The organism is Halorubrum sodomense, assembly GCF_900111935.1.
Classification (GTDB): domain Archaea; phylum Halobacteriota; class Halobacteria; order Halobacteriales; family Haloferacaceae; genus Halorubrum; species Halorubrum sodomense.
Genome location: NZ_FOYN01000001.1, coordinates 557,528 through 580,093 on the forward strand (window position 1 = coordinate 557,528; position 22,566 = coordinate 580,093).

General features: G+C 70.7%; 28 protein-coding genes and 1 tRNA gene. 16 read left to right on the forward strand and 13 right to left on the reverse strand.

From position 1 onward, the window contains the following. Positions 1–49: 49 nt before the first annotated feature. The 4 genes from BM286_RS02855 to BM286_RS02870 all read left to right on the forward strand — a co-directional run bounded on the left by BM286_RS02855 (position 50) and on the right by BM286_RS02870 (position 3,101). Positions 50–271 (forward strand): hypothetical protein, encoded by a 222-nt coding sequence (locus BM286_RS02855; RefSeq protein WP_092920079.1) that lies wholly within the window; start codon positions 50–52, stop codon positions 269–271. Positions 272–484: 213 nt separating this feature from the next. After that, positions 485–1,513 carry an ABC transporter substrate-binding protein gene (locus BM286_RS02860; RefSeq protein WP_092920080.1) on the forward strand — a complete coding sequence of 343 codons (1,029 nt, stop codon included), beginning with the start codon at positions 485–487 and terminating at the stop codon, positions 1,511–1,513. Continuing rightward, positions 1,513–2,319 carry an ABC transporter permease gene (locus BM286_RS02865; protein WP_092920081.1) on the forward strand — a complete coding sequence of 269 codons (807 nt, stop codon included), beginning with the start codon at positions 1,513–1,515 and terminating at the stop codon, positions 2,317–2,319. Before BM286_RS02860 ends, BM286_RS02865 begins: the two co-directional genes overlap by 1 nt. Further along, entirely contained in the window at positions 2,307–3,101 is a 795-nt protein-coding gene (locus BM286_RS02870) for an ABC transporter ATP-binding protein (RefSeq protein WP_092920082.1), read from the forward strand. The genes BM286_RS02865 and BM286_RS02870 overlap by 13 nt, the downstream gene beginning before the upstream one ends. 11 nt (positions 3,102–3,112) lie before the next feature. Here the strand turns inward: BM286_RS02870 and BM286_RS02875 are convergent, their stop codons facing one another. The 4 genes from BM286_RS02875 to BM286_RS02890 form a co-directional block, all read right to left on the reverse strand. After that, positions 3,113–3,346 (reverse strand): hypothetical protein, encoded by a 234-nt coding sequence (locus BM286_RS02875; RefSeq protein WP_092920083.1) that lies wholly within the window; start codon positions 3,344–3,346, stop codon positions 3,113–3,115. A 72-nt stretch (positions 3,347–3,418) separates the two neighbouring features. Next, entirely contained in the window at positions 3,419–3,643 is a 225-nt protein-coding gene (locus BM286_RS02880) for a hypothetical protein (RefSeq protein WP_092920084.1), read from the reverse strand. Positions 3,644–3,717: 74 nt separating this feature from the next. Further along, positions 3,718–4,356 (reverse strand): deoxyribose-phosphate aldolase, encoded by a 639-nt coding sequence (deoC, locus tag BM286_RS02885; RefSeq protein ID WP_092920085.1) that lies wholly within the window; start codon positions 4,354–4,356, stop codon positions 3,718–3,720. 142 nt (positions 4,357–4,498) lie between these two features. Then, positions 4,499–4,861, reverse strand: a complete 363-nt coding sequence (locus BM286_RS02890) for an Hsp20/alpha crystallin family protein (RefSeq protein WP_092920480.1) — start codon at positions 4,859–4,861, stop codon at positions 4,499–4,501. Positions 4,862–5,106: 245 nt separating this feature from the next. On the opposite strand from BM286_RS02890, the gene BM286_RS02895 reads away from it, so the two are divergent. Next, on the forward strand, positions 5,107–6,447 hold the full coding sequence (locus tag BM286_RS02895) for an aminotransferase class III-fold pyridoxal phosphate-dependent enzyme (RefSeq protein ID WP_092920086.1): 1,341 nt from the start codon (positions 5,107–5,109) through the stop codon (positions 6,445–6,447). Positions 6,448–6,492: 45 nt separating this feature from the next. On the opposite strand, the gene BM286_RS02900 is transcribed toward BM286_RS02895, so the two are convergent. Further along, positions 6,493–7,140 carry a non-canonical purine NTP pyrophosphatase gene (locus BM286_RS02900; protein WP_092920087.1) on the reverse strand — a complete coding sequence of 216 codons (648 nt, stop codon included), beginning with the start codon at positions 7,138–7,140 and terminating at the stop codon, positions 6,493–6,495. Between the two features lie 122 nt (positions 7,141–7,262). On the opposite strand from BM286_RS02900, the gene BM286_RS02905 reads away from it, so the two are divergent. Then, on the forward strand, positions 7,263–7,688 hold the full coding sequence (locus BM286_RS02905; RefSeq protein WP_092920088.1) for an SHOCT domain-containing protein: 426 nt from the start codon (positions 7,263–7,265) through the stop codon (positions 7,686–7,688). 12 nt (positions 7,689–7,700) lie between these two features. On the opposite strand, the gene BM286_RS02910 is transcribed toward BM286_RS02905, so the two are convergent. Then, positions 7,701–8,792: a zinc-dependent metalloprotease gene (locus tag BM286_RS02910; protein WP_092920089.1), complete on the reverse strand. Its 1,092-nt coding sequence runs from the start codon at positions 8,790–8,792 to the stop codon at positions 7,701–7,703. 128 nt (positions 8,793–8,920) lie between these two features. On the opposite strand from BM286_RS02910, the gene BM286_RS02915 reads away from it, so the two are divergent. Both BM286_RS02915 and BM286_RS02920 read left to right on the forward strand, forming a co-directional pair. After that, entirely contained in the window at positions 8,921–9,997 is a 1,077-nt protein-coding gene (locus tag BM286_RS02915) for a zinc-binding metallopeptidase family protein (RefSeq protein WP_092920090.1), read from the forward strand. Between the two features lie 94 nt (positions 9,998–10,091). Continuing rightward, positions 10,092–10,166 (forward strand) — tRNA-Glu (locus BM286_RS02920). A 43-nt stretch (positions 10,167–10,209) separates the two neighbouring features. Here BM286_RS02920 and BM286_RS02925 read toward each other — a convergent pair. Next, the gene (locus BM286_RS02925) at positions 10,210–10,395 is read right to left on the reverse strand and encodes a hypothetical protein (RefSeq protein ID WP_092920091.1); all 186 of its coding nucleotides are present in this window, start codon (positions 10,393–10,395) and stop codon (positions 10,210–10,212) included. 141 nt (positions 10,396–10,536) lie between these two features. Between BM286_RS02925 and BM286_RS02930 the strand changes: the two genes are divergently transcribed. Together BM286_RS02930 and BM286_RS02935 are read left to right on the forward strand one after the other, a co-directional pair. Further along, the gene (locus BM286_RS02930) at positions 10,537–11,001 is read left to right on the forward strand and encodes a DUF302 domain-containing protein (RefSeq protein ID WP_092920092.1); all 465 of its coding nucleotides are present in this window, start codon (positions 10,537–10,539) and stop codon (positions 10,999–11,001) included. A gap of 90 nt (positions 11,002–11,091) precedes the next feature. After that, positions 11,092–12,996: a helicase C-terminal domain-containing protein gene (locus BM286_RS02935; protein ID WP_092920093.1), complete on the forward strand. Its 1,905-nt coding sequence runs from the start codon at positions 11,092–11,094 to the stop codon at positions 12,994–12,996. 24 nt (positions 12,997–13,020) lie between these two features. On the opposite strand, the gene BM286_RS15415 is transcribed toward BM286_RS02935, so the two are convergent. Beyond that, positions 13,021–13,197: a hypothetical protein gene (locus BM286_RS15415; protein WP_167603295.1), complete on the reverse strand. Its 177-nt coding sequence runs from the start codon at positions 13,195–13,197 to the stop codon at positions 13,021–13,023. Between the two features lie 76 nt (positions 13,198–13,273). On the opposite strand from BM286_RS15415, the gene BM286_RS02940 reads away from it, so the two are divergent. Beyond that, a complete protein-coding gene (locus BM286_RS02940) occupies positions 13,274–13,465 on the forward strand; it encodes a UPF0175 family protein (RefSeq protein WP_092920094.1) in 192 nt (63 codons plus the stop codon). A gap of 131 nt (positions 13,466–13,596) precedes the next feature. On the opposite strand, the gene BM286_RS02945 is transcribed toward BM286_RS02940, so the two are convergent. Further along, positions 13,597–14,742, reverse strand: coding sequence for a 60S ribosomal export protein NMD3 (locus BM286_RS02945; protein ID WP_092920095.1), 1,146 nt, complete (start codon positions 14,740–14,742; stop codon positions 13,597–13,599). A gap of 141 nt (positions 14,743–14,883) precedes the next feature. Here BM286_RS02945 and BM286_RS02950 point away from each other — a divergent pair, with 141 nt between their 5' ends. The 5 genes from BM286_RS02950 to BM286_RS02970 all read left to right on the forward strand — a co-directional run bounded on the left by BM286_RS02950 (position 14,884) and on the right by BM286_RS02970 (position 18,751). Then, complete coding sequence (locus BM286_RS02950; protein WP_092920096.1) at positions 14,884–15,237, forward strand: DNA-binding protein; 354 nt, start codon at positions 14,884–14,886, stop codon at positions 15,235–15,237. Then, entirely contained in the window at positions 15,238–15,831 is a 594-nt protein-coding gene (locus tag BM286_RS02955; protein ID WP_092920097.1) for a DUF7411 family protein, read from the forward strand. 101 nt (positions 15,832–15,932) lie between these two features. Then, positions 15,933–16,163 (forward strand): hypothetical protein, encoded by a 231-nt coding sequence (locus tag BM286_RS02960; RefSeq protein ID WP_092920098.1) that lies wholly within the window; start codon positions 15,933–15,935, stop codon positions 16,161–16,163. Positions 16,164–16,264: 101 nt separating this feature from the next. Further along, the gene (hisS, locus tag BM286_RS02965; RefSeq protein ID WP_092920099.1) at positions 16,265–17,587 is read left to right on the forward strand and encodes a histidine--tRNA ligase; all 1,323 of its coding nucleotides are present in this window, start codon (positions 16,265–16,267) and stop codon (positions 17,585–17,587) included. 81 nt (positions 17,588–17,668) lie between these two features. Next, positions 17,669–18,751 carry a CNNM domain-containing protein gene (locus tag BM286_RS02970; RefSeq protein WP_092920100.1) on the forward strand — a complete coding sequence of 361 codons (1,083 nt, stop codon included), beginning with the start codon at positions 17,669–17,671 and terminating at the stop codon, positions 18,749–18,751. A gap of 368 nt (positions 18,752–19,119) precedes the next feature. Here BM286_RS02970 and BM286_RS02975 read toward each other — a convergent pair whose 3' ends face one another. The 4 genes from BM286_RS02975 to BM286_RS02990 all read right to left on the reverse strand — a co-directional run bounded on the left by BM286_RS02975 (position 19,120) and on the right by BM286_RS02990 (position 22,563). Further along, a complete protein-coding gene (locus BM286_RS02975) occupies positions 19,120–19,527 on the reverse strand; it encodes a DoxX family protein (RefSeq protein WP_092920101.1) in 408 nt (135 codons plus the stop codon). Positions 19,528–19,629: 102 nt separating this feature from the next. Then, positions 19,630–20,409 (reverse strand): ABC transporter permease, encoded by a 780-nt coding sequence (locus BM286_RS02980; RefSeq protein WP_092920102.1) that lies wholly within the window; start codon positions 20,407–20,409, stop codon positions 19,630–19,632. Further along, positions 20,375–21,715 (reverse strand): ABC transporter substrate-binding protein, encoded by a 1,341-nt coding sequence (locus tag BM286_RS02985; RefSeq protein WP_217265860.1) that lies wholly within the window; start codon positions 21,713–21,715, stop codon positions 20,375–20,377. Before BM286_RS02985 ends, BM286_RS02980 begins: the two co-directional genes overlap by 35 nt. Further along, on the reverse strand, positions 21,712–22,563 hold the full coding sequence (locus BM286_RS02990; protein WP_092920103.1) for an ABC transporter ATP-binding protein: 852 nt from the start codon (positions 22,561–22,563) through the stop codon (positions 21,712–21,714). The genes BM286_RS02985 and BM286_RS02990 overlap by 4 nt, the downstream gene beginning before the upstream one ends. Between the last annotated feature and the right edge of the window lie 3 nt (positions 22,564–22,566).

Genomic DNA, 22,566 nt, shown 5'->3' on the forward strand with positions numbered 1-22,566 from the left:
GCCCCCGGCCCCCGAAGGCATATATCCGCCACGGGAGATCGTACGGATCATGTCCACCGACGAGCCGTCCGTCCCGATCGTGTGCGACGAGTGCGAGACGGAGACCCGCGTGCCCCTCGACGACCTCGCGGACGCGCTCGAGAAACACAACGCCCAGAAACACGACGGCGAGTCCGTCGCCGAGGTCGATCCCGCGATCAAAGACCGCCTCGCCGACCTCGTCGCCGAGGACCTGGGACTGTTCGACGAGGACGCGGTCGGTGGGGCCTGACCGCCGCCCACGGAGCGATTCCGGCCGACGGGACGATGGGAGCAACAATTGCGTCTATCGGTGACGAAAACCGATCGAGAAAATACGTCAAAGAGTGGCTAAGAGCGCCCAAGAGCGTCTGAGACGGGTAATTCTCCGCGTGTCGCCGTCACCGGAATGCGCGTCTGTTGCTGGTGACGCGAGGGTGTTACCCGTAAGGGTCTTCGCGTACACGTGTACGAATCAGCGCGGACGGCGTCGCGACGGTCCTTCCTCGCGGCCGCGGGCGGAACTGCGACGGTCGGCCTCGCCGGCTGTCTCGGTGGCGGAAACGGCGGCGGACTCGACGAACTGACGGTCGCACATATGCCGATCTACCCCGACCTCCAGTGGTACGTGATGGAGGGCGAGGGGTACTTCTCGGAGATCGACGCCGAGATCACCGGTCAGGAGTTCGGCAACGGGCCGGCGATCGTTCAGGCGCTCGGCGGCGGGAACATCGATGTCGCGATGTTCGGGATCGTTCCCGCGATGATCGCGATCGATCGCGGGATCGCCGCGCAGGTGACCGCCGCGAACATCCGCGAGCCGATGGGGATCATGGCCGAGGAGTCGTTCCACGAGACGTTCGAGCGGCAGGGCGCCGACGCGTTCGCGACGTGGGCGGAGGAGCGGGGCGAGCCGTTCACGTTCGGCACGTTCCCGCAGGGGAGCGTCCCGGACGTGCTGCTCCGGTACTGGCTCCGCGACGTCGGCGTCGACCCCGCCGAGAACGACAGCGTGGAGATCCTCGAGATCAACGGCGCGAGCGCGGTGTGGCAGGCGATCGCCAACGACGAGATCGACGGCACATCGATCATGGAGCCGGTGCCGACCATCGCGCAGGCCGAGGGGTCGTCCGTGACGATGCTCCGGACCGCCGCCGAGGTCCTCCCCGGCCAGCCCGCCGCGGTCACCCTGATGAGCGATGCGGTCCGAGACTCGCCGCTCGCGGCGCAGTTCCTCGAACAGCACGTCCGCGCGACCGAGTTCATCGACGCGAACCCGGACGCGACCGCGTCCCACGTCGAGGAGGGGATCGGGATGCCGGCCGACCGCGCGCGGGACGCGCTCGACTCGCCGCTGTCGAACTTCATCACGGACCCCAACGAGATCACGGAGGCGACGCAGGTGTTCTCGGAGTTCGCGGCCGGTAACGGGCAGATCGACGAGCCGCTGTCGACCGACGCGATATTCGACCTCGAGGTGTACGACTCGCTCTGATGGCGACCGAAACCGGACCGCGCGTCGGGGGCGACGGCGGGGCGTTCGCGAGCGTCGGGCTCGGCGACCGCCGCCGGCTGCTCCGCGGGGCCGCCGGAATTGCGGGCTTCCTCGTCGTCTGGCACGCCGCCTCGCTCACGCAGGACCCGTTCGTCCTCCCCTCGCCGGTCGCGGTCGGCGGGGCGTTCGTCGGCGAACTCGCGTCCGGCGACATGACGACCGCGCTCCGTCAGAGCGTCCGCCACTGGGTCCCGGGGACGATCGCCGGGACCGGGCTCGGGGTGGCCGCCGGCGTCGCCTTCGGGTGGAGCCGCCTGCTGGACGACCTGACGGCGCCGCTCGTCCGGACGCTGCGACCGGTGCCGCCGCTCGCGCTCATCGGCTTCGCGATCGCGTGGTTCGGGATCAACGACTGGGGCGCCGCCTTCATCATCGCGGTCGGCGCCTTCTGGATCAACTTCTACGCGTCGTACGGCGCCGTGGAAGGCGTGAGCGACGACCTCCTCGACGTGGGGCGGACGCTGGGCGTCCGCGGCGACCTCGACGCGGTCCGGTCGATCGTGTTGCCGGCGTCGATGCCGGGGATCATGACCGGGATCCGGACCGGACTGGGCCGGTGCTGGATGCTCGTCGTCGCCTCGGAGATATTCGGCGTCCCCGGGGTCGGCCGCGAGATAATCCGCGCGAGCAACAACCTCCGCGTCGACCGGGCCATCGCGTACATCCTCGTGTTGAGCCTGATGTTCCTGATCGTCGACGTGGCGTTCCGCGCGGTCGAACGGCGGGTGTTGGTATGGCGGGCGTGAACGAGAGCGCGGCTCCGTCCCCGGGGGAGGCGAGCGTCGCCCTCGACGGGGTCGGCAAGACGTACGCCGGCGACGGCGACGGGGATCCGGTCCGCGCGCTCGACGACGTGTCGTTCTCGGTCGCGGACGGGGAGTTCGTCTGTCTCGTCGGTCCGTCGGGCTGCGGGAAGACGACGCTGTTCCGGATCGTCGCCGGACTGACCGAGGCGACGGACGGTCGGGTGCTGCTCGACGGCACCCGGGTCACGGAGCCGACGACCGACATGGGCGTGGTGTTCCAGGAGTACCACCTGTTCCCGTGGCTCACCGTCGCGGAGAACGTCGGGTTCGGGCTCGAACGGAGCGACCGCTCGCCCGCCGAGCGCGAGGCGCGCGTCGACGAGATGCTCGACCTCGTCGGGCTGACGGAGTTTCGCGACGCCTATCCCAAATCGCTGTCCGGCGGGATGAAACAGCGCGTCGCCATCGCCCGGGCGCTCGCCGTCGACCCGGCCCTCCTCCTCATGGACGAGCCGTTCGGCGCGGTCGACGCCCAGACCCGCGAGATGCTCCAGCGGGAGTTGCTCGACGTGTGGGCCTCGACCGGCAAGACGGTCCTCTTCGTCACGCACGACGTCGCGGAGGCGGTGACGCTCGCGGACCGAATCGTCGTGATGGCCGCGGAGCCGGGTCGCGTCCGCGAGGTGGTCGACGTCGACGTCGAGCGCCCTCGCGAGCGCGGCGACGCGGCCTTCGCGGAGTACGTCGGCCGCGTCCGGGAACTGATCGGCGCCGACCCGTAGCCGGTCGCGCGCTACCCCTCCCGGTCCTCGCTCTCTTCTTCCTCGCTCCCCCCGTCCTCGCTCCCCCTGCCCTCGCTCCCTCCGTCCTCGCTCCCCTCGACGCCCGCCGACAGCTCGTCGACGTGCGTGCGCAGGGTCGCCAGCGTCGCGTCCGCGTCCGCGTACCCCTCGTCGTAGTCGTCGAGCGCCGCCGCCGCTCGGTCGAGGAAGCGTTCCACGGCCTCGTCGGTCGACTCGTCGGTCATGCGCGTCGCTCCGCCCGCGAGCGGTTTATGTTTCCCGGCGTCGCGGCCGGACCTCGGCAGGCGGGTCCCTCGTCAGCGTCGGCGGAGCGCGTACGTCGTGTAGCCGACCGCGACGACGAGGGCGGTCGAGAGGAGGGTACCGAAGACGGCGGGCGACGCGGTGACGTACTCTCCGAACGGATCCGTCAGGGCGAGCACGCCGACGATGAGCGCGACGGAGATGGCGATTCCGACCGCGCCGAACGCCTTGAACGCCGCGTCGAGGTCGAAGCGTTGCGATCCCGGTTGGTGGCTCATGGCCTCCCGTACGCGCTCCGATTATAAATCCGTCCGACCGTATTTTCACGCCGGGAGAACGGCGAGCGGCTCCGTCACTCGGGGTACCCTTCGACGATGTCGACGCCGGCGGAGGCGCCGATCCGGACGGCGCCGGCGTCGAGCATGGCGGTCGCCTCCGCGTAGGAGGCGACGCCGCCGGAGGCCTTCACCGGGAGGTACTCGCTCATCAGCTCCACGTCGGGGACCGTCGCGCCGCCGTCCGCGAAGCCGGTCGAGGTCTTCACCATGTCGGCGTCGGCGGCGACGGCGGCCTCGCAGGCGCGACGCTTCTCGGCGTCGTCGAGCAGCGCCGTCTCGACGATCACCTTCACCGGGACCGGGACGGCCGCGACGACGTCCGCGAGCTCGTCCGCCACCGCGCCGTCGTCGCCCGCCTTGAGCCGGCCGACGTTGATCACGATGTCGACCTCGTCGGCGCCGTCCTCCCACGCCGCGACCGCCTCGTCCCGCTTGACCGCCGGGGCGTGCTGGCCGTGCGGGAACCCGACCACGGTCGCGATCGTTTCGGGCGCGTTCTCGTACTCGGCCGCTTCGGACACGTAACACGGCGGGATACAGGCGTTCATCCCGTGATCGGCGGCCTCGTCGAGAACGGTTCGCACGTCGGCCGGGGTCGTCTCCGGACCGAGGACGGTGTGGTCGATGCTGGCGGCGAACTCCTCGCGGTTCATGTCTCGCCCGTCGCGCCGGGAACCCAAAGGCGTGCTGGGTCGACGCGACCGGCCGTCTTGGAACGCGCGGACGGCGAAAAACGGACGGGGAAACGGATCGGAGGCGGCCGGCAGACGGCCGGCGAAACCGACGGGATCGGCGTTAACTCTCGATTTCGATCTCCGTGCCGGAGACGGCGTCCTCGACGGTCACGGGGAGTCGGACCGTCAGGATGCCGTTCCGGTACTCGGCCTCGATACCCTCCTCGTCGATCGCCTTCGGGAAGCGGAACCGCCGGTGATACGTCCGGCGGGCCCCCCGGGTCTCGTCCTCGTGTTCGCCGGCGACGTTGAGCACGCCGTTGTTCCACGAGGCGGTGATCTCCGCGGGGTCGAACCCCGGAAGCTCGACCGAGAGGACGAACTCGCCGTCCTCCTCGTACAGTTGGTAGTCGTTGCTACCGGATTCGAACAGTCGGCTCGGGAAGTCGAGTCCTTGCGTCCACGTGTTCGCCGGTTCGAGCATGGGCATTGCTGACCACCTCGAACGCAGGCGTATGTATGATTGCGATTCTATAAAAATTTTCCGTATTATGGTACTTTACCACATTTTACGTCTCGACTCGTGTCCGAACCGAACACGCGTTTCGACGCGTCGCGCCGACGGATCCGGTCTCTACCCCGGACGAGGGCGAGCGAACGGACGTCGGATGTCTCCCCGACTTCCCCGCGGTCGCCCGGATTTATTTCGCCCGGGCGCGATCGTTGCGCATGGACCGCGACACAGCCACGCCTGCCGTCGACGACCTCCCCGGCGAGCGCGCCCGCGAGTGGGTCGAGTACCACCGCGAGTCGGCCGCGCCGAGCACCTACGTCTACGAGTTCGTCTGGGACCGCACCGCCCCCGCCGAGGGCCCCTTCTGTACCGACGTCGACGGCAACGTCCTCATGGACTTCACCAGCCACGTCGCCGCCGCGCCGCTCGGGTACAACAACCCGCTCGTGATGGACCGGCTCGCGGAGTTCGACCTCGTCGACCCGCTGAAGATCGCGGGACAGGACTTCTACGCCGCGGGCGGCCCCTCGCCGGACGACGGGATACCCGGCGCCTCGGGGCTCATGGACCGCCTGACGGACCTGACGAGTCACTACGATATGGACACCGTCTTCCTCTCGAACTCCGGCGCCGAGGCGGTCGAGAACGCCGTCAAGATCGCCTACGACGCCTCGGACGGCGCCACGTACGCGATCACCTTCGACGGGGCGTTCCACGGCCGGACGCTGGGCGCGCTCTCGCTCAACCGATCGAAGTCCGTCTACCGCCGCGACTTCCCCGAGGTGAGCGGCGTGACCGACGTCCCGTTCTGCGACGACCGCACCTGTTCGCCCGAGACCTGCTCGTGCGGCTTCTTCGCGGACGGCGTCTCGCGGCTCCGGAGGAAGCTCGACCCGGAGCGCGGGACCGTCCACCCGGACGACGTGGCCTACCTCATCATGGAACCGATCCAGGGCGAGGGGGGCTACCGGTTCCCCTCGGAGGCGTTCACCGACGAGATCGCGGCGATCACCGACGAACACGACATCACGGTGATCGCCGACGAGATCCAGACCGGCGTCGGTCGCACCGGGGAGATGTGGGGGTCCGACCACTACGCGTACGACCCCGACGTGATCGCGAGCGCGAAGGGGCTGCGCGTGGGCGCGACCGTCTCGCGCGGCGACGTGTTCCCCGAGGAGACCGGCCGCCTCTCCTCGACGTGGGGCGCCGGCGACCTGATCGCCTCCGCGCAGGGCGCGCTCACGCTCGACGCGATCGAGGAGGCGGACCTCACCGACAACGCCGTCGTCCGCGGCCGGCAGTTCATCGAAACGATGCGCGACGCCGACCTCGACCCGGTCGACGACGTCCGCGGGAAGGGGCTGCTGTGCGCCCTCGAGTTCGACACCAAAGAGCGCCGGGACGCGGTCGTGAAGAACGCGTTCGAGCGCGGCCTCCTCACGCTCGCGTGCGGCCATGAGGTCCTCCGGATCCTCCCGCCGCTCGACGTCACCGAACGCGAGATCGACCTCGGCGCCGACCTCCTCGCAGACGCGATCGCGGCCGCGGCCTGAGTCGGTCCCGACTCGGTCGTCGTCCGCGGCTCGACGGGGCGAGCTTCAGCGGTCCGCGTACCACTCAGCGAACTTCGCTAAGGCCCGCCCGCGGTGCGACACGGCGTTCTTCCGGTCGGTGTCCATCTCCGCGAACGTCTCGCCGTCGTGTTCGAAGATCGGGTCGTAGCCGAACCCGCCGTCGCCCCGCGGCGCGACGATCCGGCCCGGGACGTACCCCTCGAACAGCTTGACCGGGAGCGGCTCCGCGTCGGTCCCGTCCGATCCGCCGTCGCCCTCGCCGTCCGGCCCCGCCGCCGCGGCCGCGTCGCGGTCCCCTCGGTCGACGGGGTCGGGGCTCGCCGCGAACCCCTCGCCGTCGCAGTAGCCGAGCACGCAGCGGAAGGCGGCGCGGCGGTCGTCGAGGTCGGCGGCGATCTCGTGGACCCGCTCGATCCCGAGCGTGTCCTCGACGTACGAGGAGTACGGGCCCGGGAAGCCGTCGAGCCCCTCGACGAACAGCCCCGCGTCGTCGACGAGGACCGGCGCGTCCGCGTGGCGGTACGCCTCGCGGGCCCCCCGCGCCGCGATCGGACCGAGTCCGTCGGCCTGGATCTCCGTGTAGTCGAAGTCGAGCCGCTCCACCGAGCCGTCCGGGAGGTACCGCTCCGCCTCGCGCACCTTCCCCGGGTTCGTCGTCACGTACCTGAGCACGGATCGGCGTGGGCGCGCCCGCGAGGAATAGCCGTCGGTCGCGGGCGGGCGAACACCGGCCCGGCGGTCGAGGCTCTCACCCCGGCAGTACGCTTTTGTCAGCGCGACAGCGTACGTGACACATGGCCCTCCCCACGTTCGAGAAGAAGCGGCTCATCGGCCTCATCGCGATCCTCTCGTTCGGGCTCACGTCGCTTCTCGCCGTCCTCCTCCCGACCGTCCTGGGAGCGCTGATCCCCGCCGTGTTCATCACCGGGTTCTTCATCCTGATCCCGTTGGTGTTGGTGCTCGGCGAGGACTTCCCGCTCGTCGCGTCGGACGACGATGCGGCCCCTGCCGACGAGACCGTCGGATCGACGAACGCGACGGCGGCCGACCACCCGGTCGCGGCGCTGCGCGAGCGGTACGCGACCGGCGAGATCGACGAGGCCGAGTTCGAGCGCAGACTCGACCGCCTGCTCGCGACCGAGGACCTCGACGAGCGGTTCGACCGGATCGAGTCCGACCGGGGCGAGGAACCCCGGGAACGGGACCTCGAACTGGAGTGACTCGCCCCGCGCTCAGGGGTCGACCCGGACGAGCCACGCCTCGGGGTCGTCGATCTCCGCGGCGGTCGGGAGGTTCTCGGCGCGCTCCCAGACGGCGCCCGCGGCCTCGATGCCGCGCGCGTCGGCGACGTGCCGGAAGAAGGCGGCGCCGCGCTCGTACTGGCGGCGCTTGAGGCCGAGCCCGAGGAGGCGCTGCGCGAGTCGGCGCACCGGTCCGCCGCCGCCGCGGCGCTCGTCCAGTTTCCGCCGGAGGTCCGCGTACTCGTCGTCGAACGCGCGGTCCATCAGCACCTCTGCGTACCCCTCGACCGCGGTCATCGCGGTCTGAAGCTCCGCGAACGCGTCGGGGTCGAGCCCGCGTCCGGCCGTTCCCTCGACGCCGCCAGCGCCGCCGACCATCCCTTCGATCCCGCGCTCGACGCGCGACTCCAGGTACTCGGGGAGCCACGGGGCCGCGCCGAACTCGGCGGCGTGGGTCACCTCGTGGAACGCGATCCACCGGCGGAACCGGGGGTACTCCACGTCTAAGGCGTCCGCGACCGCGACGATGTTCGGGTGAACGAAGTAGAGCCCGTGGTCGGCGTCCGGCTCGTCAGCGAGCAGGAGCGGGTCGTACTGACCGAGGACGTTGCGCGCGAGGAACCCCAGCGCGAACGCCATCGACCCCGTGTTGGCGACCCGCGAGAGGTCCCGCGCGAACGCGGCGCCGGGCGCGGGCCCGATCGGTCCGGGCGCGCTGTCCGGCATCACGTCGAGCGAGTCGGCCCCGGGATTCCCGACCGCTCCGACCTCCTCGCCGTCGCCGACCGCGGCCGCCTCGATCGGGTCCATCACGCGTCGGAAGGTGCCGACGCTCGCGTCGATCCAGTGGTGTCGGTTCTGGACCTCGACGGCGTCGGGGACGTCGAAGTCGATCCCCGCCACCGCGGCCAGCCGCGATCGGGCGTCGCGGACGTCGGTCGCGTACCCGGCACGCTCCGCGTCGGTGAGCGCGATCGATCCGGGGTCCGTGGCGCGCTTCGCGGCCGCCGCGGCCCGGTCCCAGTCGACGACGCCCGGCCCCTCGGCCTCGGCGACCGCCCGGACGCTTCGGAGGATGTCCATGTCGATCGGACGGGCGGGCGCCCCAAAGCGCTTGCGTCGGTCGGCCCCGTACCGATCGGCCGTCGCCGGCCTCCGGAGCGGATCCCCGATATCGGTGTTTTCTTGCTCGCCGGCCGACAGCCTCGTCCATGGACGACGAGCGCCGAGCGTTCCTCGACGACCTCCTCGCGACGCCGAGCCCCTCGGGGTTCGAGACGGCCGCCCAGCGGGTCTGGACCGACTACGTCGACGCGTTCGCGGACCGGGTCGACATCGACGCCTACGGCAACGCCGCGGCGGTCTACGAGGGCGACCCGGACGCGCCGACGGTCGCCGTCACCGGCCACGCCGACGAGATCGGGTTCATCGTCCGCGACGTGCTCGACGAGGGGTTCCTCCGGATCGCGCGGATCGGCGGCGCCGACCGCACCGTCTCGAAGGGCCAGCACGTCACGGTCCACGCCGAGGAGCCGGTCCAGGGGGTCATCGGACAGACCGCGATCCACCTCCGCGACGGCGGCGACGACGAGTACGAGGACGTGGCCGGCCAGTTCGTCGACATCGGCGTCGACGACGCCGAGGAGGCGCGCGACCGCGTCGAGATCGGCGACCCGGTCACCTTCTCGACGGGCGTTCGCGACCTCGCCGGCGACCGACTCGCCGCCCGCGGAGTCGACAACCGGGCCGGCGCGTGGGCGGCCGCGGAGGGGCTTCGCCGGGCTACCGAGGCGGACGTCGACGCCACCGTCTACGCGGTTTCGACCGTTCAGGAGGAGGTCGGTCTCCGGGGCGCTCAGATGGTCGGCGTCGACCTCGAGGACGTCGACGCGTTCGTCGCGGTCGACGTCACGCACGCCACCGACAACCCGGACGTCGACCGCGAGCGCCGCGGCCCGATCGAACTCGGCGCCGGTCCGGTGATCGGACGCGGCAGCGCGAACCACCCGGTCCTCGTCGACCTCGCGCGCGACGCGGCCGCGACCGCCGACGTCGACGTCCAACTTCAGGCCGCCGGCACCCGCACCGGCACCGACGCGGACGCGTTCTACACGGTGCGGGGCGGAACCCCCGCGCTCAACGTCTCGATCCCGAACCGGTACATGCACACGCCGGTCGAGGTGATCGACGCGACCGACCTCGACGGGGTCGCGGACCTCCTCGCCGCGATCGGCGCGGCGGCGGGCGACGTCGAGCCCGGACCGGAGCCGTTCGCCGTCGACGTCTGAACGCGGCTCGCCACGATAAACCGGAGCACGGCGGCGTCGAAACGGAACTGTTTTACTATCGTCTTTCCTACCGTAGATTGCGACGAACGGACGTGCTCTGGTGGTGTAGTCCGGCCAATCATATCACCCTCTCACGGTGATGACCTGGGTTCGAATCCCAGCCGGAGCATTTCTTCGACGAAGCGAGTGACCCCGACGAGCGCGGCTCGAACCTATCGGTCGCGCGTCCCCTGAGCCTCCCTTCGGTCGCGGCCGTCGGCTTCCCCGCTGTCGACCGACACCGCCTCCTGCTCGAATCCCGCCGCGTCTCCGCGCCAGCGCCGCGACCAGACGAACGGGGAGCCGTCCAGCGCGCAGATGACGTACAGTAGCCGGGCCGCCCGCTCGAACTCGATCACGCATCGCCCGACGGGCGGCCGCCGGACAGAGTCCGTCTCGGTCGGGCGACGGCGCCCCGGCGTCGCAGTTCCCCGTCGAAGGTAGCGGCAGGTGTTGGGAGGGCGAAACGGACTTTACCGGGTAGCATGTGAGAAATTCTCATGAGCGACGCCGCACTCCCCGCGCCGACCGCCGACGAGGCGCTCCACACGACCGTCGACATTCCCTTCGAGGACGCGGTGCCGTTCGTCCAGCTCGAACACGAGCTCGCCGACTTCGAGACGGTGCGCGTCACGCGGCTCGACGAGATGATCGAGGGGATGCTCGGCCACGACGACGTGGAGCGGACGGCGCTGATCGTCGTCTGCCACCCCGAAATCGCGTACGACGCGCTGCGCATCGACCCCACCCTGGCGGGAATGCTTCCGTGTACCACCGTCGTGTACGAGCGCGCCGGCGACGACCGCGTCCACGTCCACCACGTGTCGGCGACGAAGGCGATCCGCGACCTCGGCTGCGCGTCGGCCGCCGGGGTCGACGAGGACGCCGTCGAGGACCTCGTGACGAAGACCGGCGAGCTGATGGCGATCGTCTGGGAGAACATCGAGACGCACGGGCAGGCGTGACCGCGCTCCGAGCCCGCCCCGCCGTCGCCGGCTCGGTCGACGGCGGCCGCCAAGCGAGGGTTTAATTCCGACAGCGCGCGAGGGCGTCGTGTGGACTCGAGCCGGATCCCCGACGAATTTCCCGCGCCGAGCTTCCGCGGCGCACAGGAGCGGGCCCTCGACGACATCCGCGACGCCTTCGCGGCGGGCAACCGGGTCGTGCTGGTGCGCGCGCCGACGGGCAGCGGCAAGTCGCTGCTCGCCCGGGCGATCATGGGCGCGGCCGAGACCGCGGGCGAGGCGGCGCCGAGCGAGGCGACCGGCGCCTACTACACGACCCCGCAGGTGTCGCAGATCGACGACGTCGCGGCCGACGACCTGCTCGACGACCTCGCGGTGATCCGCGGGAAGTCGAACTACGACTGCGTGCTCCCGGGCGAGCACGACACGCCCGTGAACCGCGCGCCCTGCGCGCGCCAGCAGGGGTTCGACTGCTCGATCCGGCACCGCTGTCCGTACTTCTCCGACCGCGCCATCGCCTCCGGGAACCGCTTCGCCGCCATGACGCTCGCGTACTTCATGCGCACCGCCGGCTCCGAGGTGTTCCGCAAGCGCGACGTGGTCGTGATCGACGAGGCGCACGGGCTCGCGGAGTGGGCCGAGATGTACGCCACCATCGAGATCTCGCCCGAGCGCGTCCCGGTGTGGGACGACGTCGGCGTCCCCGACGTCGCGGCCGACGCCGGCCCGGAGGAGGACGCGATAGACCGGACCGCGCGGTTCGTCGAGACCCTCCGCGACGTGTCGATCCGCGCGAAAGACGAGCTGGTCGGGCGACCGGAACTCGACCGCGAGGAGGTCGCCCGACGCGACCGCCTTCAGGAACTCATCGGCGAGCTCGGCTGGTTCCTCGAGGATTACCGCGATCCGGAGACGCCGACCACGTGGGTCGTCGACCAGCCGGGCGGCGAGGAGTCGACGATAGCGATCAAGCCGCTCGACCCCGCGCGGTACCTCAGGCACACGGTGTGGGACCGCGGCAACCGGTTCGCGCTGCTGTCGGCGACGATCCTCTCGAAGGAGGCGTTCTGCCGCGGCGTCGGGCTCGACCCCGCCGACGTCGCCCTCGTCGACGTCGAGCACACGTTCCCGCTCGCGAACCGCCCGCTGTACGACGTGACGCAGGGGTCGATGACGTACGAGCACCGCGACGAGACGGTGCCGAAGATCGCCCGGCTGATCGTCCGACTGATGGCGGAACATCCCGACGAGAAGGGGCTCGTCCACGCGCACTCGTACGACATCGCCGAGCGGCTCACCGAGCGCCTCGGCGAGTTCGGCGTCGCCGCGCGCGTCAGGCGCCACGATCGGCAGAATCGCGACGCGGAGCTGGAGGCGTGGAAGTCGAGCTCGGACCCGGAGGTGTTCGTCTCCGTGAAGATGGAGGAGGCGCTGGACCTGAAGGACGCCCTGTGTCGATGGCAGGTGGTGTGTAAGGCGCCGTATCGGAACACGAACGACTCGCGGGTCGCCCGCCGGCTCGAAGACGGCCAGTGGGCGTGGTACCACCGCACGGCACTGCGCACGGTCATCCAGGCGTGCGGCCGGGTCGTCCGGTCGCCCGACGACTACGGCGCGACGTACCTCGCGGACGACTCCCTGCTCGACCTGTTCGAGCGCGCCGAGGCCGACACGCCGTCGTGGTTCCGCGATCAGATCGACGCGATGACGCCCCCGTCGCTGCCGGCGTTCGACCCCGAGGCCGCGCTCGCCGGAATCGACGCGTCGCCCTCGAACGGCGCGGGAACGGGGCGGCGGCGAAGTCGACGGTCGGGCGGGTCAGAGCGCGGGAACGCGGGTCGCTCGTCTCGCGGCGACGGCGACTCGGAGGCCGGCGGCGGCGACCCGACCGCTGACAGCGGCACGGCCGACGGCGAGTCGGTCCGGACCCGCTCCGAGCGGGACGCGGACCGACGGAAGGACCACCCCCTGTCGGACGTGTGGGGCGACGGCTGACAGGGGGCTATCGCGAGGCGGCCGTCACAGCAGCGAGACGCCGTACGCGACCATCGAGCTCAGCATGAGAAACGCGAAGAACAGGGCCATGACCTGTTGTCTGTCCATGTCCGGGTGTCGGCCGTAGAGCGGTATAATTCCTGCGGGCGAGGGGAGCGAGAGGCGGACTGTATTAGTCTCTCCGTACCGATCGTCTGTCAATATATATCGTATAAGGTGTACTAGGCCCCTCAATGAAGTAGTAACCTTCATAATCCCTCACGCGACTACTGGGTGTATGGCCACGAACGGGCTGTCGAGTGCGCTGACGCTGTACGGTGCGCGAACCCTGACGCTGTCGCAGGCGGCCGCACAGGCAGGGCTGAGCGAGGCCGAATTCATCGAGCAGCTCGAACGCCGCGGCATCGAGGTAACCGATTCCGAGCGCGCCGCAGCCCTCGGCCGCGAACGGCCCGCCCGCGCCGACTGACCGACGACACGTCCCCGCTGGCGCGTCGACGCGCCCGACCGCTTTCGCGACGCTCTTCCCACGAACGATCAGTTTCGTCTCTCCTGCGGGCAACGCTCAAGACGAGTTCGACCCGGTCCGCGGGGAAGGCGCTAGTCCCGGCTTCGCGGTGACGTTGCGGCCGGCTCCGTCCCCGCTTCGGGCACGAGGTGGACGTCGCCGTCGTGTTCGAAGGCGAGTACCGACTCGGCGCCGTCGTCGACGAACGCGGGGTTCGGGACCGTCTTCGCCTCGTAGGTGACCGGGTCGAGTACCTGGATCGCGTTCTCGTCTTCCACGGTCACCACCGTCGTCTCCGTCGCGTCCGCCCGGGTGCCGAGCCGGGTCGCGTCGGGCGCCTCCGCGTCAGCGAACGCGGAGGTGTACTCCTCGCCGGTCGCGAGCCGAACGCCCTGGAGGCGGCCGGAGACGCCGGTGACGAGGACCGGCCCGTCGCCGTCCTCGGGGTCGACGATCTCGCCTGCCGCGTACTTCGGGAGCCGGACCGCGAACGTGACGCGGTACACCTCGTTGCCGTCGCCGTCCTCGGTGACGAGCGTCGGGTACGACTCGAAGCTCCCGCCGAGCGACTCCGTGATCCGCGTCGCGACGTTCTGCGCGAGCCGGTTGGAGGAGAGCTTGATGTCCGGTCCGTCGTCCGTCTCGTTCACTTCGGTGATGAACGCCTCGCGGTCGCCGTCGGCCTCCTGGTCGGCCACGTACGCCTCGGCGATGTCGAGGGCCGCCGCGCGCTCCGCCGGCGTGAGGTCGCGCTCGTCCGCGCGGACCTGAACGATCCCGGCGTAGTACCCCCCGGCGATGCGCCCGCAGCGGTCGCAGGTCCCCCGCGAGATCTTCACGGGGACCGTCACCTCCGCCGAGCGGAGCGTGCCGCGCACCACGCCCGAGAAGCGGCAGTGCATCCGCACGTTGTTCTCGTCGACCTGCTCGGGCTCGACGCCCCACTCCACGTCCTCGGCGTCGACGTGGACGCCGAGCGCCTCCGCGACCTCGTCGACGGCGACGTCGGTGTAGTCGCGCGCGCCGACGTCGCGCCACGACTCGCCGCGCCTGACGGCGCCGCAGCCGGAACACACCAGCACCTCGATCCGGTCGGGCGCGTCGACCAAGTCGAAGTCCTCGAAGTAGCAGTCGTCACAGAGCAGCGCGTCTCGCCCGCGCGGCTCGCCCGGGAGGGGGTCGCGCCGCTCGGGGACCGGGTCGCCGCAGCGCGGACAGAACTCCCGCGACTCGCTCATTGGCTCCGGCTACGCCGAGGATCCGTTTAAGCGGCGCGGACCGTGTCGACCGGGTGCCGCCGACCGCGACACCGGTTCCGGTCGAGACGGGCGGTCGCGACCGCCGAAATGGTTTTTCGCACGGACCGAGAACGGGCGTGTATGAGCGGCAACCCCGACGACGAACGACTCGAAGAACTGCGAGAGAAGAAGATGGAAGAGCTCCGCGAGCGCAAGCAGGGCGGCGGCGGCGACGCCGAGGCCCAGCAGGAGGCCCAAGAGCGCGCCGAGGCCCAGCAGGAAGCGGTGCTGAAACAGCACCTCACCGACGGCGCGCGCCAGCGGCTCAACGCGGTCGCGATGTCGAAACCCGAGTTCGGCGAGAAGGTGAAACAGCAGGTCGCCGCGCTGGCACAGAGCGGACGGGTCCAGGGACAGATCGACGAGGACCAGATGCGCGAGCTCCTCAAGGAGCTCCAGCCCGAACAGCAGAGCTTCGATATCCAGCGACGGTAGATGGAGCTCGCGCTGCTGTACAGCGGCGGGAAAGACTCCTCGCTCGCCGCTCACCTCCTCGATCGGTTCTACGACGTCCGCTGCGTCACCGGGAGCTTCGGGCTCACCGACGACTGGGAGTACGCCGAGCGGGCGGCCGCCGAGCTCGAGTTCCCGTTCGAGCGCGTCGACCTCGACCGCGAGGTGGCGGAGAGCGCCGCCGAGACGATGGTCGCGGACGGGTACCCCCGGAACGGGATCCAGCGGGTCCACGAGCACGCGTTAGAGACCATCGCCGCGCTCGACGTCGACGCCATCGCGGACGGGACGCGCCGCGACGACCGCGTCCCGACGGTGTCGCGGGCGCAGGCGCAGAGCCTCGAGGACCGAAACGGGATCGACTACATCTCGCCGCTCTCGGGGTTCGGCCGCCACGCCGTCGACCAGCTCGTCGACGCCACCTTCGACGTCCAGCAGGGGCCGAGCGAGGAGGTCCCCAAGGCGGACTACGAGGACGAGCTCCGGACGCTCATCGCGGACGAGCACGGCGAGGAGACCGTGACCGACGTGTTCCCGGACCACGACCAGACGTACGTCCACGGGCGGAACGACTGACCCTCCCGCTGCGTCGGGCCTCTGTTCTCCGATCCCGTGTTAAAGACCCTCGCTACTGTGCGAGCGGCGTTTCCTCCCTTCGTCCGCAAGGATCGGCCGCGATGGTCGACGACCCACGAGACGCCGCGGACGCACGGGACGCGCTCGCCGAGGCCTTCGAGGAGCCGGCCGCCCGACCGGTAGCGACGCGGACGCGAGTCCCGCCCTCGGTCGACCGAGAGGCGGACGCGGACGCTGCCGAACCGGCGGACGACCGGGAGGAAGCCCCGGAGAACGACCGACGGGAGTCCGTCGACGAGGACCCGATCCACCCGCGAACCCGGACGTCGTAACCGCCGCCGCCGAGTTCGCCGACCTCGCCCCCGGTCGGCCGGACGGCGCCCGAGCGCGCGGAAGGGATGCTTTCAAGCGAGCCCTCACCGAACCGACGTTCATGTACGACGGCCTCAAGGGATTCCGCGATTTCTATCCCGGCGAGCAGTCCGCCCGGCGCGAGGTGACCGACGCGATCGAGGACGCGGCGGCCCGACACGGCTTCCGCGAGATCGCCACCCCCGCCTTGGAGCGGACGGAGATGTACGTCGACAAGTCCGGCGAGGAGATCGTCGAGGAGCTGTACGCCTTCGAGGACAAGGGCGGCCGCGGCGTCTCGATGACGCCGGAGCTCACCCCCACCGTCGCCCGGATGGTCGTCGCGAAGGGCCAGGAGCTGTCGAAGCCGATCAAGTGGGTCTCCACCCGCCCGTTCTGGCGCTACGAGCAGGTCCAGCAGGGCCGCTTCCGCGAGTTCTACCAGACGAACGTCGACGTGTTCGGCTCGTCGGCGCCCGAGGCCGACGCCGAGGTGCTCGCGGTCGCCGCCGACGCCCTGACCGACCTCGGGCTCACCGGCGACGACTTCGAGTTCCGCGTCTCCCACCGCGACATCCTCGGCGGGCTCGTGCGCTCGCTCGCCGCCGACCCCGAAGCGGTCGACACGGCGGCGGCGATCCGCGCGGTCGACAAGCGAGCGAAGGTCGACGACGGCGAGTACGTCGGCCTGCTCTCAGACGCCGGCCTCGCCCGCGACACCGCGCGCGACTTCGACGACCTCATCTCGGGCGTCGAGACCGTCGACGACCTCGACGCGGTCGCCGAGGCCGGCGGCGAGGACGTGGAAGCGGCGGTCGAGAACCTCCGGAACGTGCTGGCCGCCGCGGACGACTTCGGCGCGGGCGAGTTCTGCGAGGTGTCGCTGACGACCGCCCGCGGGCTGGACTACTACACGGGCGTCGTCTTCGAGTGCTTCGACTCCACCGGCGAGGTCTCCCGCTCCGTCTTCGGCGGCGGCCGCTACGACGACCTCATCGAGAGCTTCGGCGGCCAGCCCACGCCCGCGGTCGGCGTTGCGCCGGGCCACGCCACCCTGAAGCTCCTCTGTCAGCGGGCCGGGGTCTGGCCCGACGAGGAGCTCGCGACCGACTACTACGTCCTCTCGGTGGGGGACACCCGGAGCGAGGCCGCCGCGCTCGCGAGCGACCTCCGCGCGCTCGGCGACGACGTGGTCGTCGAGCAGGACGTCTCCGACCGCTCGTTCGGCGCGCAGCTGGGCTACGCGGACTCGATCAACGCCGAGACGGTCGTGGTCGTCGGCGAGCGCGACTTGGAGAACGGCGAGTACACCGTGAAGGACATGGCGAGCGGCGACGAGACGACGGTCCCGGTCGAGGAGTTCCCCCCGGACGAGGGGCTGCCGACCTACGGGGACTACGCGTAGCGCCGCGGCGCGCGGCCTCGGTCCGGCGGGGCCGCCCGGTCCCTCAACGCTTTTCAATCGCGCGCCGGGACCGTGGGCACGATGATCCCGCTCGCGACGGCGATGGCTCCCGGCGAGATCGGTCTTCGCGTGGCGGCCGGCGTCGCCCTCATCCTGATCAACGCGTACTTCGTGGCGATCGAGTTCGGGCTGACGCGCCTGCGTCAGTACCCCGAATCGGAGATGGACTCACCCGGGCTCCGCCGCGCCTGGGAGATGACCGACGACCTGGAGTTCTACCTGACGACCTGTCAGGTGTGGATCTCCGGGACCTCCATCGCGCTCGGTATCGTCGCCGAGCCGGGGCTCGCGGCGCTTTTCGCGCCGATATTCGAGAACACGGCGCTCGCGTCCGCCGGCGCGGGCTCGCTGCTCGGCTTCTTCCTCATCAACATGGTCCACCTCACCCACGGCGAGCAGACGCCGACGTACCTCGGCGTCGAGCGCTCGAAGCAGGTCGCCCGGTACGGCTCCCGGCCGCTGTACTGGTTCGCGTGGCTCATCTCGCCGCTGATCAAGTTCGGCGACTGGGTCGCGAAGGCGACGCTCGGGCTGTTCGGCGTCGAGATGACCGGGTCGTGGACCGAGGCCGAAGAGGAGGTGTTAGAGACGCGCGCACAGCTGCGCAACCGTCTCGGCTCGATGATGGAGGAGATCGAGCTCCCCGAGGAGCGCCGCGAGGAGGTCCTCAACGCGCTCGACGTCGGCGAACTCGCCGTGCGGGAGGTGTTGACCCCCGCCGACGAGATCGTCTCGCTGTCGACGACCGCCTCCGCCGAGGAGAACCTCGACCGGATCCGCGACACTCCGCACAGCCGCTTTCCGCTCGTCGGCGACGACCTGAACGACTTCGAGGGGATCGTGTACGCCCCCTCCATCGTGAGCCGCTTCGACGAGCTCCGGGACGGCGACCTGTCGTTCGCGGACGTCGCCGCCCCGCCGATGACGGTCTCGGCGGACGTGAGCGTCAGCAACGCCTTCGACCAGTTCCAGGCGGAGTCACAGGAGCTCGCTCTGGTGATCGAGGACGGCGAGGTCGTCGGGCTGATCACCGCGACCGACGCGATGGAGGCGGTGATGGGACAGTTAGAGGACCCGCTGGACGCTGGTAATGTTATAAAATAAGACGCGGCGGCGAGTGCCGGTGAGCGCCCGAAGGGCGCGAGACCGCACGCGCGAGGGAGTCGCGAACGTAGTGAGCGACGAGGCTGGGGAGGCGTGAGGTGCTGTGCGGTACGCGGTGGGATTCAAAGGGGCAGCCGGGAGGCCGCCGTAGGCGACGTAAGCACCGCAGTGAGTGAGCGAAGCGAACGAACGAGGAGCACAGCGAGCGTGCGCCCGCCTCTCGGCTGGGGCTTTGGCGGTGTTGACCCCGGGGTCGTCGATCACATAGCGCCGAGCGGCTGGGGCTTCGGCGGTGTTCTCAGCCGATCCGGGAGCAGCTATTTATAAACGAGAAGCCAACATCTCAGGTCCCCACTTCACGCCTGCGCTCACTTCTTGTACGCCTCGCGCAGGAACACCAGCGCGCCGCCGAGCATCGCGAGGTTACCGAAGAAGGCGAGCCGCTCGCCGCTCTTGTCGTCCTCGTCGGCGTTCCAGAAGTCGTGCATCGTCGCGGTCACGACGGTCAGGAACGCGACCGCGGCGCCCGTCGCAACCCGCGGGAGCCGCCAGAGCGCGATCCCGACTCCGGCGACCACCATCATGCCGGAGGCGAACGGCGCGGCCAGATCCGGCATCGGGACGCCCGCCGACTCGGCGTACTCGATCGTGTCGTCCATGTCGCGGAAGTCCTCGGAGGCCTGCGCGGCGAGGCCGACCCCGAGCAGCACCCGGCCGATCCGGGAGGGGGCGCCGCGCTCCTCGCTCGCCTCGGGCGCGTTAGTGTCGTCGCTCATGTGATAACCAACGGCCGCGCCCCACATAAATCGCCCCGCCGGGAGCGGGTCGGGCCGCGGTCGGCCGTCGCGTGCCGCGCCGCGAACGAGCGGCCCCGACCGCTACTCCCAGGTCCGCCGGGCGTGGAGCCGGCGGACGGCGGCGTCGAGCGCGAAGCCGATCGTGCCGATCACCAGCATGACAGCCGGGATCTCGGCGTACGCGAACCGGTCGCGCGCGTCGAGGATGAGGTAGCCGAGCCCCGTGTTGACGCCGAGCATCTCCGCCGGCACGAGGATGATCCACAGGATTCCGATCGACAGGCGGACCCCGGTCAGCATGTCCGGGATCACCGCCGGGACGACGACCCGACGCAGCAGCGCGCGGGTGTCGCCGCCGAGCGACTCGCCGACCGTGATCCAGTCGTCCTCGATCGTCGCCACCCCGTGCGCGGTGTTCAATACGACCGGCCAGACGCCGGCCATGAACATGATGAACACCGCCGAGCGGGTCCCGACGCCGAAGACGATGATCGCGATCGGGAACCACGCAAGCGGCGAGATCATCCGCATGAACTGGAACAGGACCGTCGTCGCCTTCTCCGCCGCGCCGAAGTACCCGACGACCAGGCCGATCGGGAGCCCGACCGTCAGGCTGAGCGCGAGCGCCACCGCGAACCGGTAGACGCTGACGAACACGTGGTCGTAGAACGCCGGCGAGACGACGAGGTCGGCCAGCACGGCGAACGCCGCCGCGGGCGCGAAGTTGGTGATGATGCCGCTACCGAGCGCCGTCACCGCCCACCAGACGGCGAGCCCGCCGAGGAGCCCGACCGCCGGCAGCAGACGACCGCTCTCCCCGACCAGCTCAGAACCGTATCGTTTCCTGTCTCTCGTAGCCATCGTCCTCAGAGATGTCGAACGCCGGCGGGCCGCCGGCCTCTTCCAGCGCTGTGCGAACGGGGTCGTACGCGACGAGGTCGTCGGCGACCTCTGCGGGCGTCAGGTCGTCGAGGAATGCGTCCTCGCCCTCGACGCGCGTCTCGCGCATGCGACGCACGAGCTCCTCCGTGTACGAGCGGTACGGGAACGGGTAGAAGCCGATCCGGTCCGACTCCCACTCCGTGTTCTGTATCGCGCCCGACTCCAGGTACGGCTCGTGCTCGTCGTAGTGGGTGAGCGCGCGGTCGATCGGCTCCGGCCCCTGCGGGAGCAGCCCGCTCCCCGCCGAGGAGAGCAGCTGCGCGGCCTCCGAGCGGTTCTCGCGGAGGTACCGCTGCGCGTCGACGAGCCCGCTCATCACGTCGGTCGTCCACTCGGGCTGCGCCTCGACCAGCTCCTCGCGCATCACGACGACGCAGCAGGCGTGTTCCCGCCACACGTCGCCGGTGAAGCGCAGGATCTTCCCATCGGCCTCCAGCTCGCCGATCGCGTTGAACGGCTCGGCGACGATGTACCCCTCGATGGAGCCGTTGTTCAGGGCCGCCGGCATGTCCGGTGGCGGCGTCACGACGAGGTTCACCTCGTCGTCGGCCACCCCGTCGGCCGAGGAGCCGGTCCGGGGCGTGAGCCCGTGTTCGCGCAGCCCCATCTGGAGGATGACGTTGTGGATGGAGTACCAGAACGGGACGGCGACGGTGCCGCCGCCGAGGTCGTCCCAGCTCTCGACGTCGGGCTGGACGGTGAGCGCCGAGCCGTCCGTGTGGTCCCACGCGACGACCTTCGCGTTCGCGTCCAACTGGTTCCCGTACCGCATCCAGACGGTCATCGGCATCAGGAAGTGGGCGACGTTCACCTCGCCCGCCAGGAACGCCTCGGCGAGGTCCGACCAGCCGCGGAACAGGGTCGGCTCCGCGGCGTCGACGTCGTGGTCCGCGAAGTGGTCGTTCGCGTACCCGGCCAGGAGCGGCGCGGCGTCCGTGATCGGGAGGTAGCCGATCTCCGCGGTCGGCGGGCCGTCCCCGCCGCCTCCGCCGCCGAAACAGCCGGCCGTCGAGCCGACGCCCGCGGCCGCCAGCGACGCGAGCCCGGACTCCTTCATGAACTCGCGGCGCGAGAGCCCCTCGGTCCGGGCCTTCGCCGAGGGGTTCCGCCAGCCGCTCCCGCCGACGAGGCGGCGCGCGCTCGCGGCCACGTCGGGGTCGACGTCGTCGGGCTCAACACCGTCGCGGTCGGCGTCGCCGCGGTCCGCGTGACTATCGCGCGTCATTGGATCCCCACCGCTTCCAGGTGTTCGAAGACGGCCGCGCGCTCTTCGACGAACGCCTCGTCGCCGCGCGACCGCGTCTCGCTGTCGATCGACTCGACGCGCTCGATGCCCGCGGGGACCGGTCCCATGACCGCGACGCGGTCCCCGAGGTACACCGCCTCGTCGATGTCGTGCGTGACGAAGACGGTCGTGACGCCGAGCTCGTCGACGATCCGCAACAGTTCGTCCTGGAGCTCCATCTTCGTCAGCTGGTCGAGCGCCGAGAACGGCTCGTCGAGGAGGAGCACCTCGGGCTCGTTGGCGAGCGTCCGGGCGAGCGACGCGCGCTGCGCCATTCCCCCGGACAGGTCGGACGTGTCCGCGTCCTCGACCCCGTCGAGCCCGACCAGTTCGAGCAGCTCGTCGACGTGGTCCGGGTCCGGCTCCTCGCCGCGGAGCCGCGGACCGATCTCGACGTTCTCGCGCACCGAGAGCCACGGGTAGAGGAGCGGGTCCTGGAAGACGACGCCCCACCGGTAGTCGGGGCCCGTCACCGCCTCGCCGTCGATCTCGACGCGGCCGTCGGTCGGGTCCTCGAGCCCCGCGAGGAGGTGGAGCAGCGTCGTCTTCCCGCAGCCGGACGGCCCGAGGAGACAGCAGACCTCGCCGGGGGCGACCGACAGGTCGAGCCCGTCGAAGACGAGCGTGTCGTCGTACCGCTTCGTGAGGTCGTCGGCGACGACCGACGCCGCGTCGTCGGCGCGGCGGTCCGCGTCGCCGGCGTCGGCGCCGACCGCCGACGCGGCGTCGGACCGGGCGTCCGGCTCGTCGCCGCCGTCGTCGGTCGCCGCGCGGGACTCGAGCGACATCGG

Coding starts and splice junctions, on each gene's coding strand:
- BM286_RS02855 (WP_092920079.1), top strand. CDS start 50: ATGTCCACCGACGAGCCGTCCGTCCCGATCGTGTGCGACGAGTGCGAG.
- BM286_RS02865 (WP_092920081.1), top strand. CDS start 1,513: ATGGCGACCGAAACCGGACCGCGCGTCGGGGGCGACGGCGGGGCGTTC.
- BM286_RS02870 (WP_092920082.1), top strand. CDS start 2,307: ATGGCGGGCGTGAACGAGAGCGCGGCTCCGTCCCCGGGGGAGGCGAGC.
- BM286_RS02875 (WP_092920083.1), bottom strand. CDS start 3,346: ATGACCGACGAGTCGACCGACGAGGCCGTGGAACGCTTCCTCGACCGA.
- BM286_RS02880 (WP_092920084.1), bottom strand. CDS start 3,643: ATGAGCCACCAACCGGGATCGCAACGCTTCGACCTCGACGCGGCGTTC.
- deoC (WP_092920085.1), bottom strand. CDS start 4,356: ATGAACCGCGAGGAGTTCGCCGCCAGCATCGACCACACCGTCCTCGGT.
- BM286_RS02890 (WP_092920480.1), bottom strand. CDS start 4,861: ATGCTCGAACCGGCGAACACGTGGACGCAAGGACTCGACTTCCCGAGC.
- BM286_RS02895 (WP_092920086.1), top strand. CDS start 5,107: ATGGACCGCGACACAGCCACGCCTGCCGTCGACGACCTCCCCGGCGAG.
- BM286_RS02905 (WP_092920088.1), top strand. CDS start 7,263: ATGGCCCTCCCCACGTTCGAGAAGAAGCGGCTCATCGGCCTCATCGCG.
- BM286_RS02910 (WP_092920089.1), bottom strand. CDS start 8,792: ATGGACATCCTCCGAAGCGTCCGGGCGGTCGCCGAGGCCGAGGGGCCG.
- BM286_RS02915 (WP_092920090.1), top strand. CDS start 8,921: ATGGACGACGAGCGCCGAGCGTTCCTCGACGACCTCCTCGCGACGCCG.
- BM286_RS02930 (WP_092920092.1), top strand. CDS start 10,537: ATGAGCGACGCCGCACTCCCCGCGCCGACCGCCGACGAGGCGCTCCAC.
- BM286_RS02940 (WP_092920094.1), top strand. CDS start 13,274: ATGGCCACGAACGGGCTGTCGAGTGCGCTGACGCTGTACGGTGCGCGA.
- BM286_RS02945 (WP_092920095.1), bottom strand. CDS start 14,742: ATGAGCGAGTCGCGGGAGTTCTGTCCGCGCTGCGGCGACCCGGTCCCC.
- BM286_RS02950 (WP_092920096.1), top strand. CDS start 14,884: ATGAGCGGCAACCCCGACGACGAACGACTCGAAGAACTGCGAGAGAAG.
- BM286_RS02955 (WP_092920097.1), top strand. CDS start 15,238: ATGGAGCTCGCGCTGCTGTACAGCGGCGGGAAAGACTCCTCGCTCGCC.
- BM286_RS02960 (WP_092920098.1), top strand. CDS start 15,933: ATGGTCGACGACCCACGAGACGCCGCGGACGCACGGGACGCGCTCGCC.
- hisS (WP_092920099.1), top strand. CDS start 16,265: ATGTACGACGGCCTCAAGGGATTCCGCGATTTCTATCCCGGCGAGCAG.
- BM286_RS02970 (WP_092920100.1), top strand. CDS start 17,669: ATGATCCCGCTCGCGACGGCGATGGCTCCCGGCGAGATCGGTCTTCGC.
- BM286_RS02975 (WP_092920101.1), bottom strand. CDS start 19,527: ATGAGCGACGACACTAACGCGCCCGAGGCGAGCGAGGAGCGCGGCGCC.
- BM286_RS02980 (WP_092920102.1), bottom strand. CDS start 20,409: ATGGCTACGAGAGACAGGAAACGATACGGTTCTGAGCTGGTCGGGGAG.
- BM286_RS02985 (WP_217265860.1), bottom strand. CDS start 21,715: ATGACGCGCGATAGTCACGCGGACCGCGGCGACGCCGACCGCGACGGT.
- BM286_RS02990 (WP_092920103.1), bottom strand. CDS start 22,563: ATGTCGCTCGAGTCCCGCGCGGCGACCGACGACGGCGGCGACGAGCCG.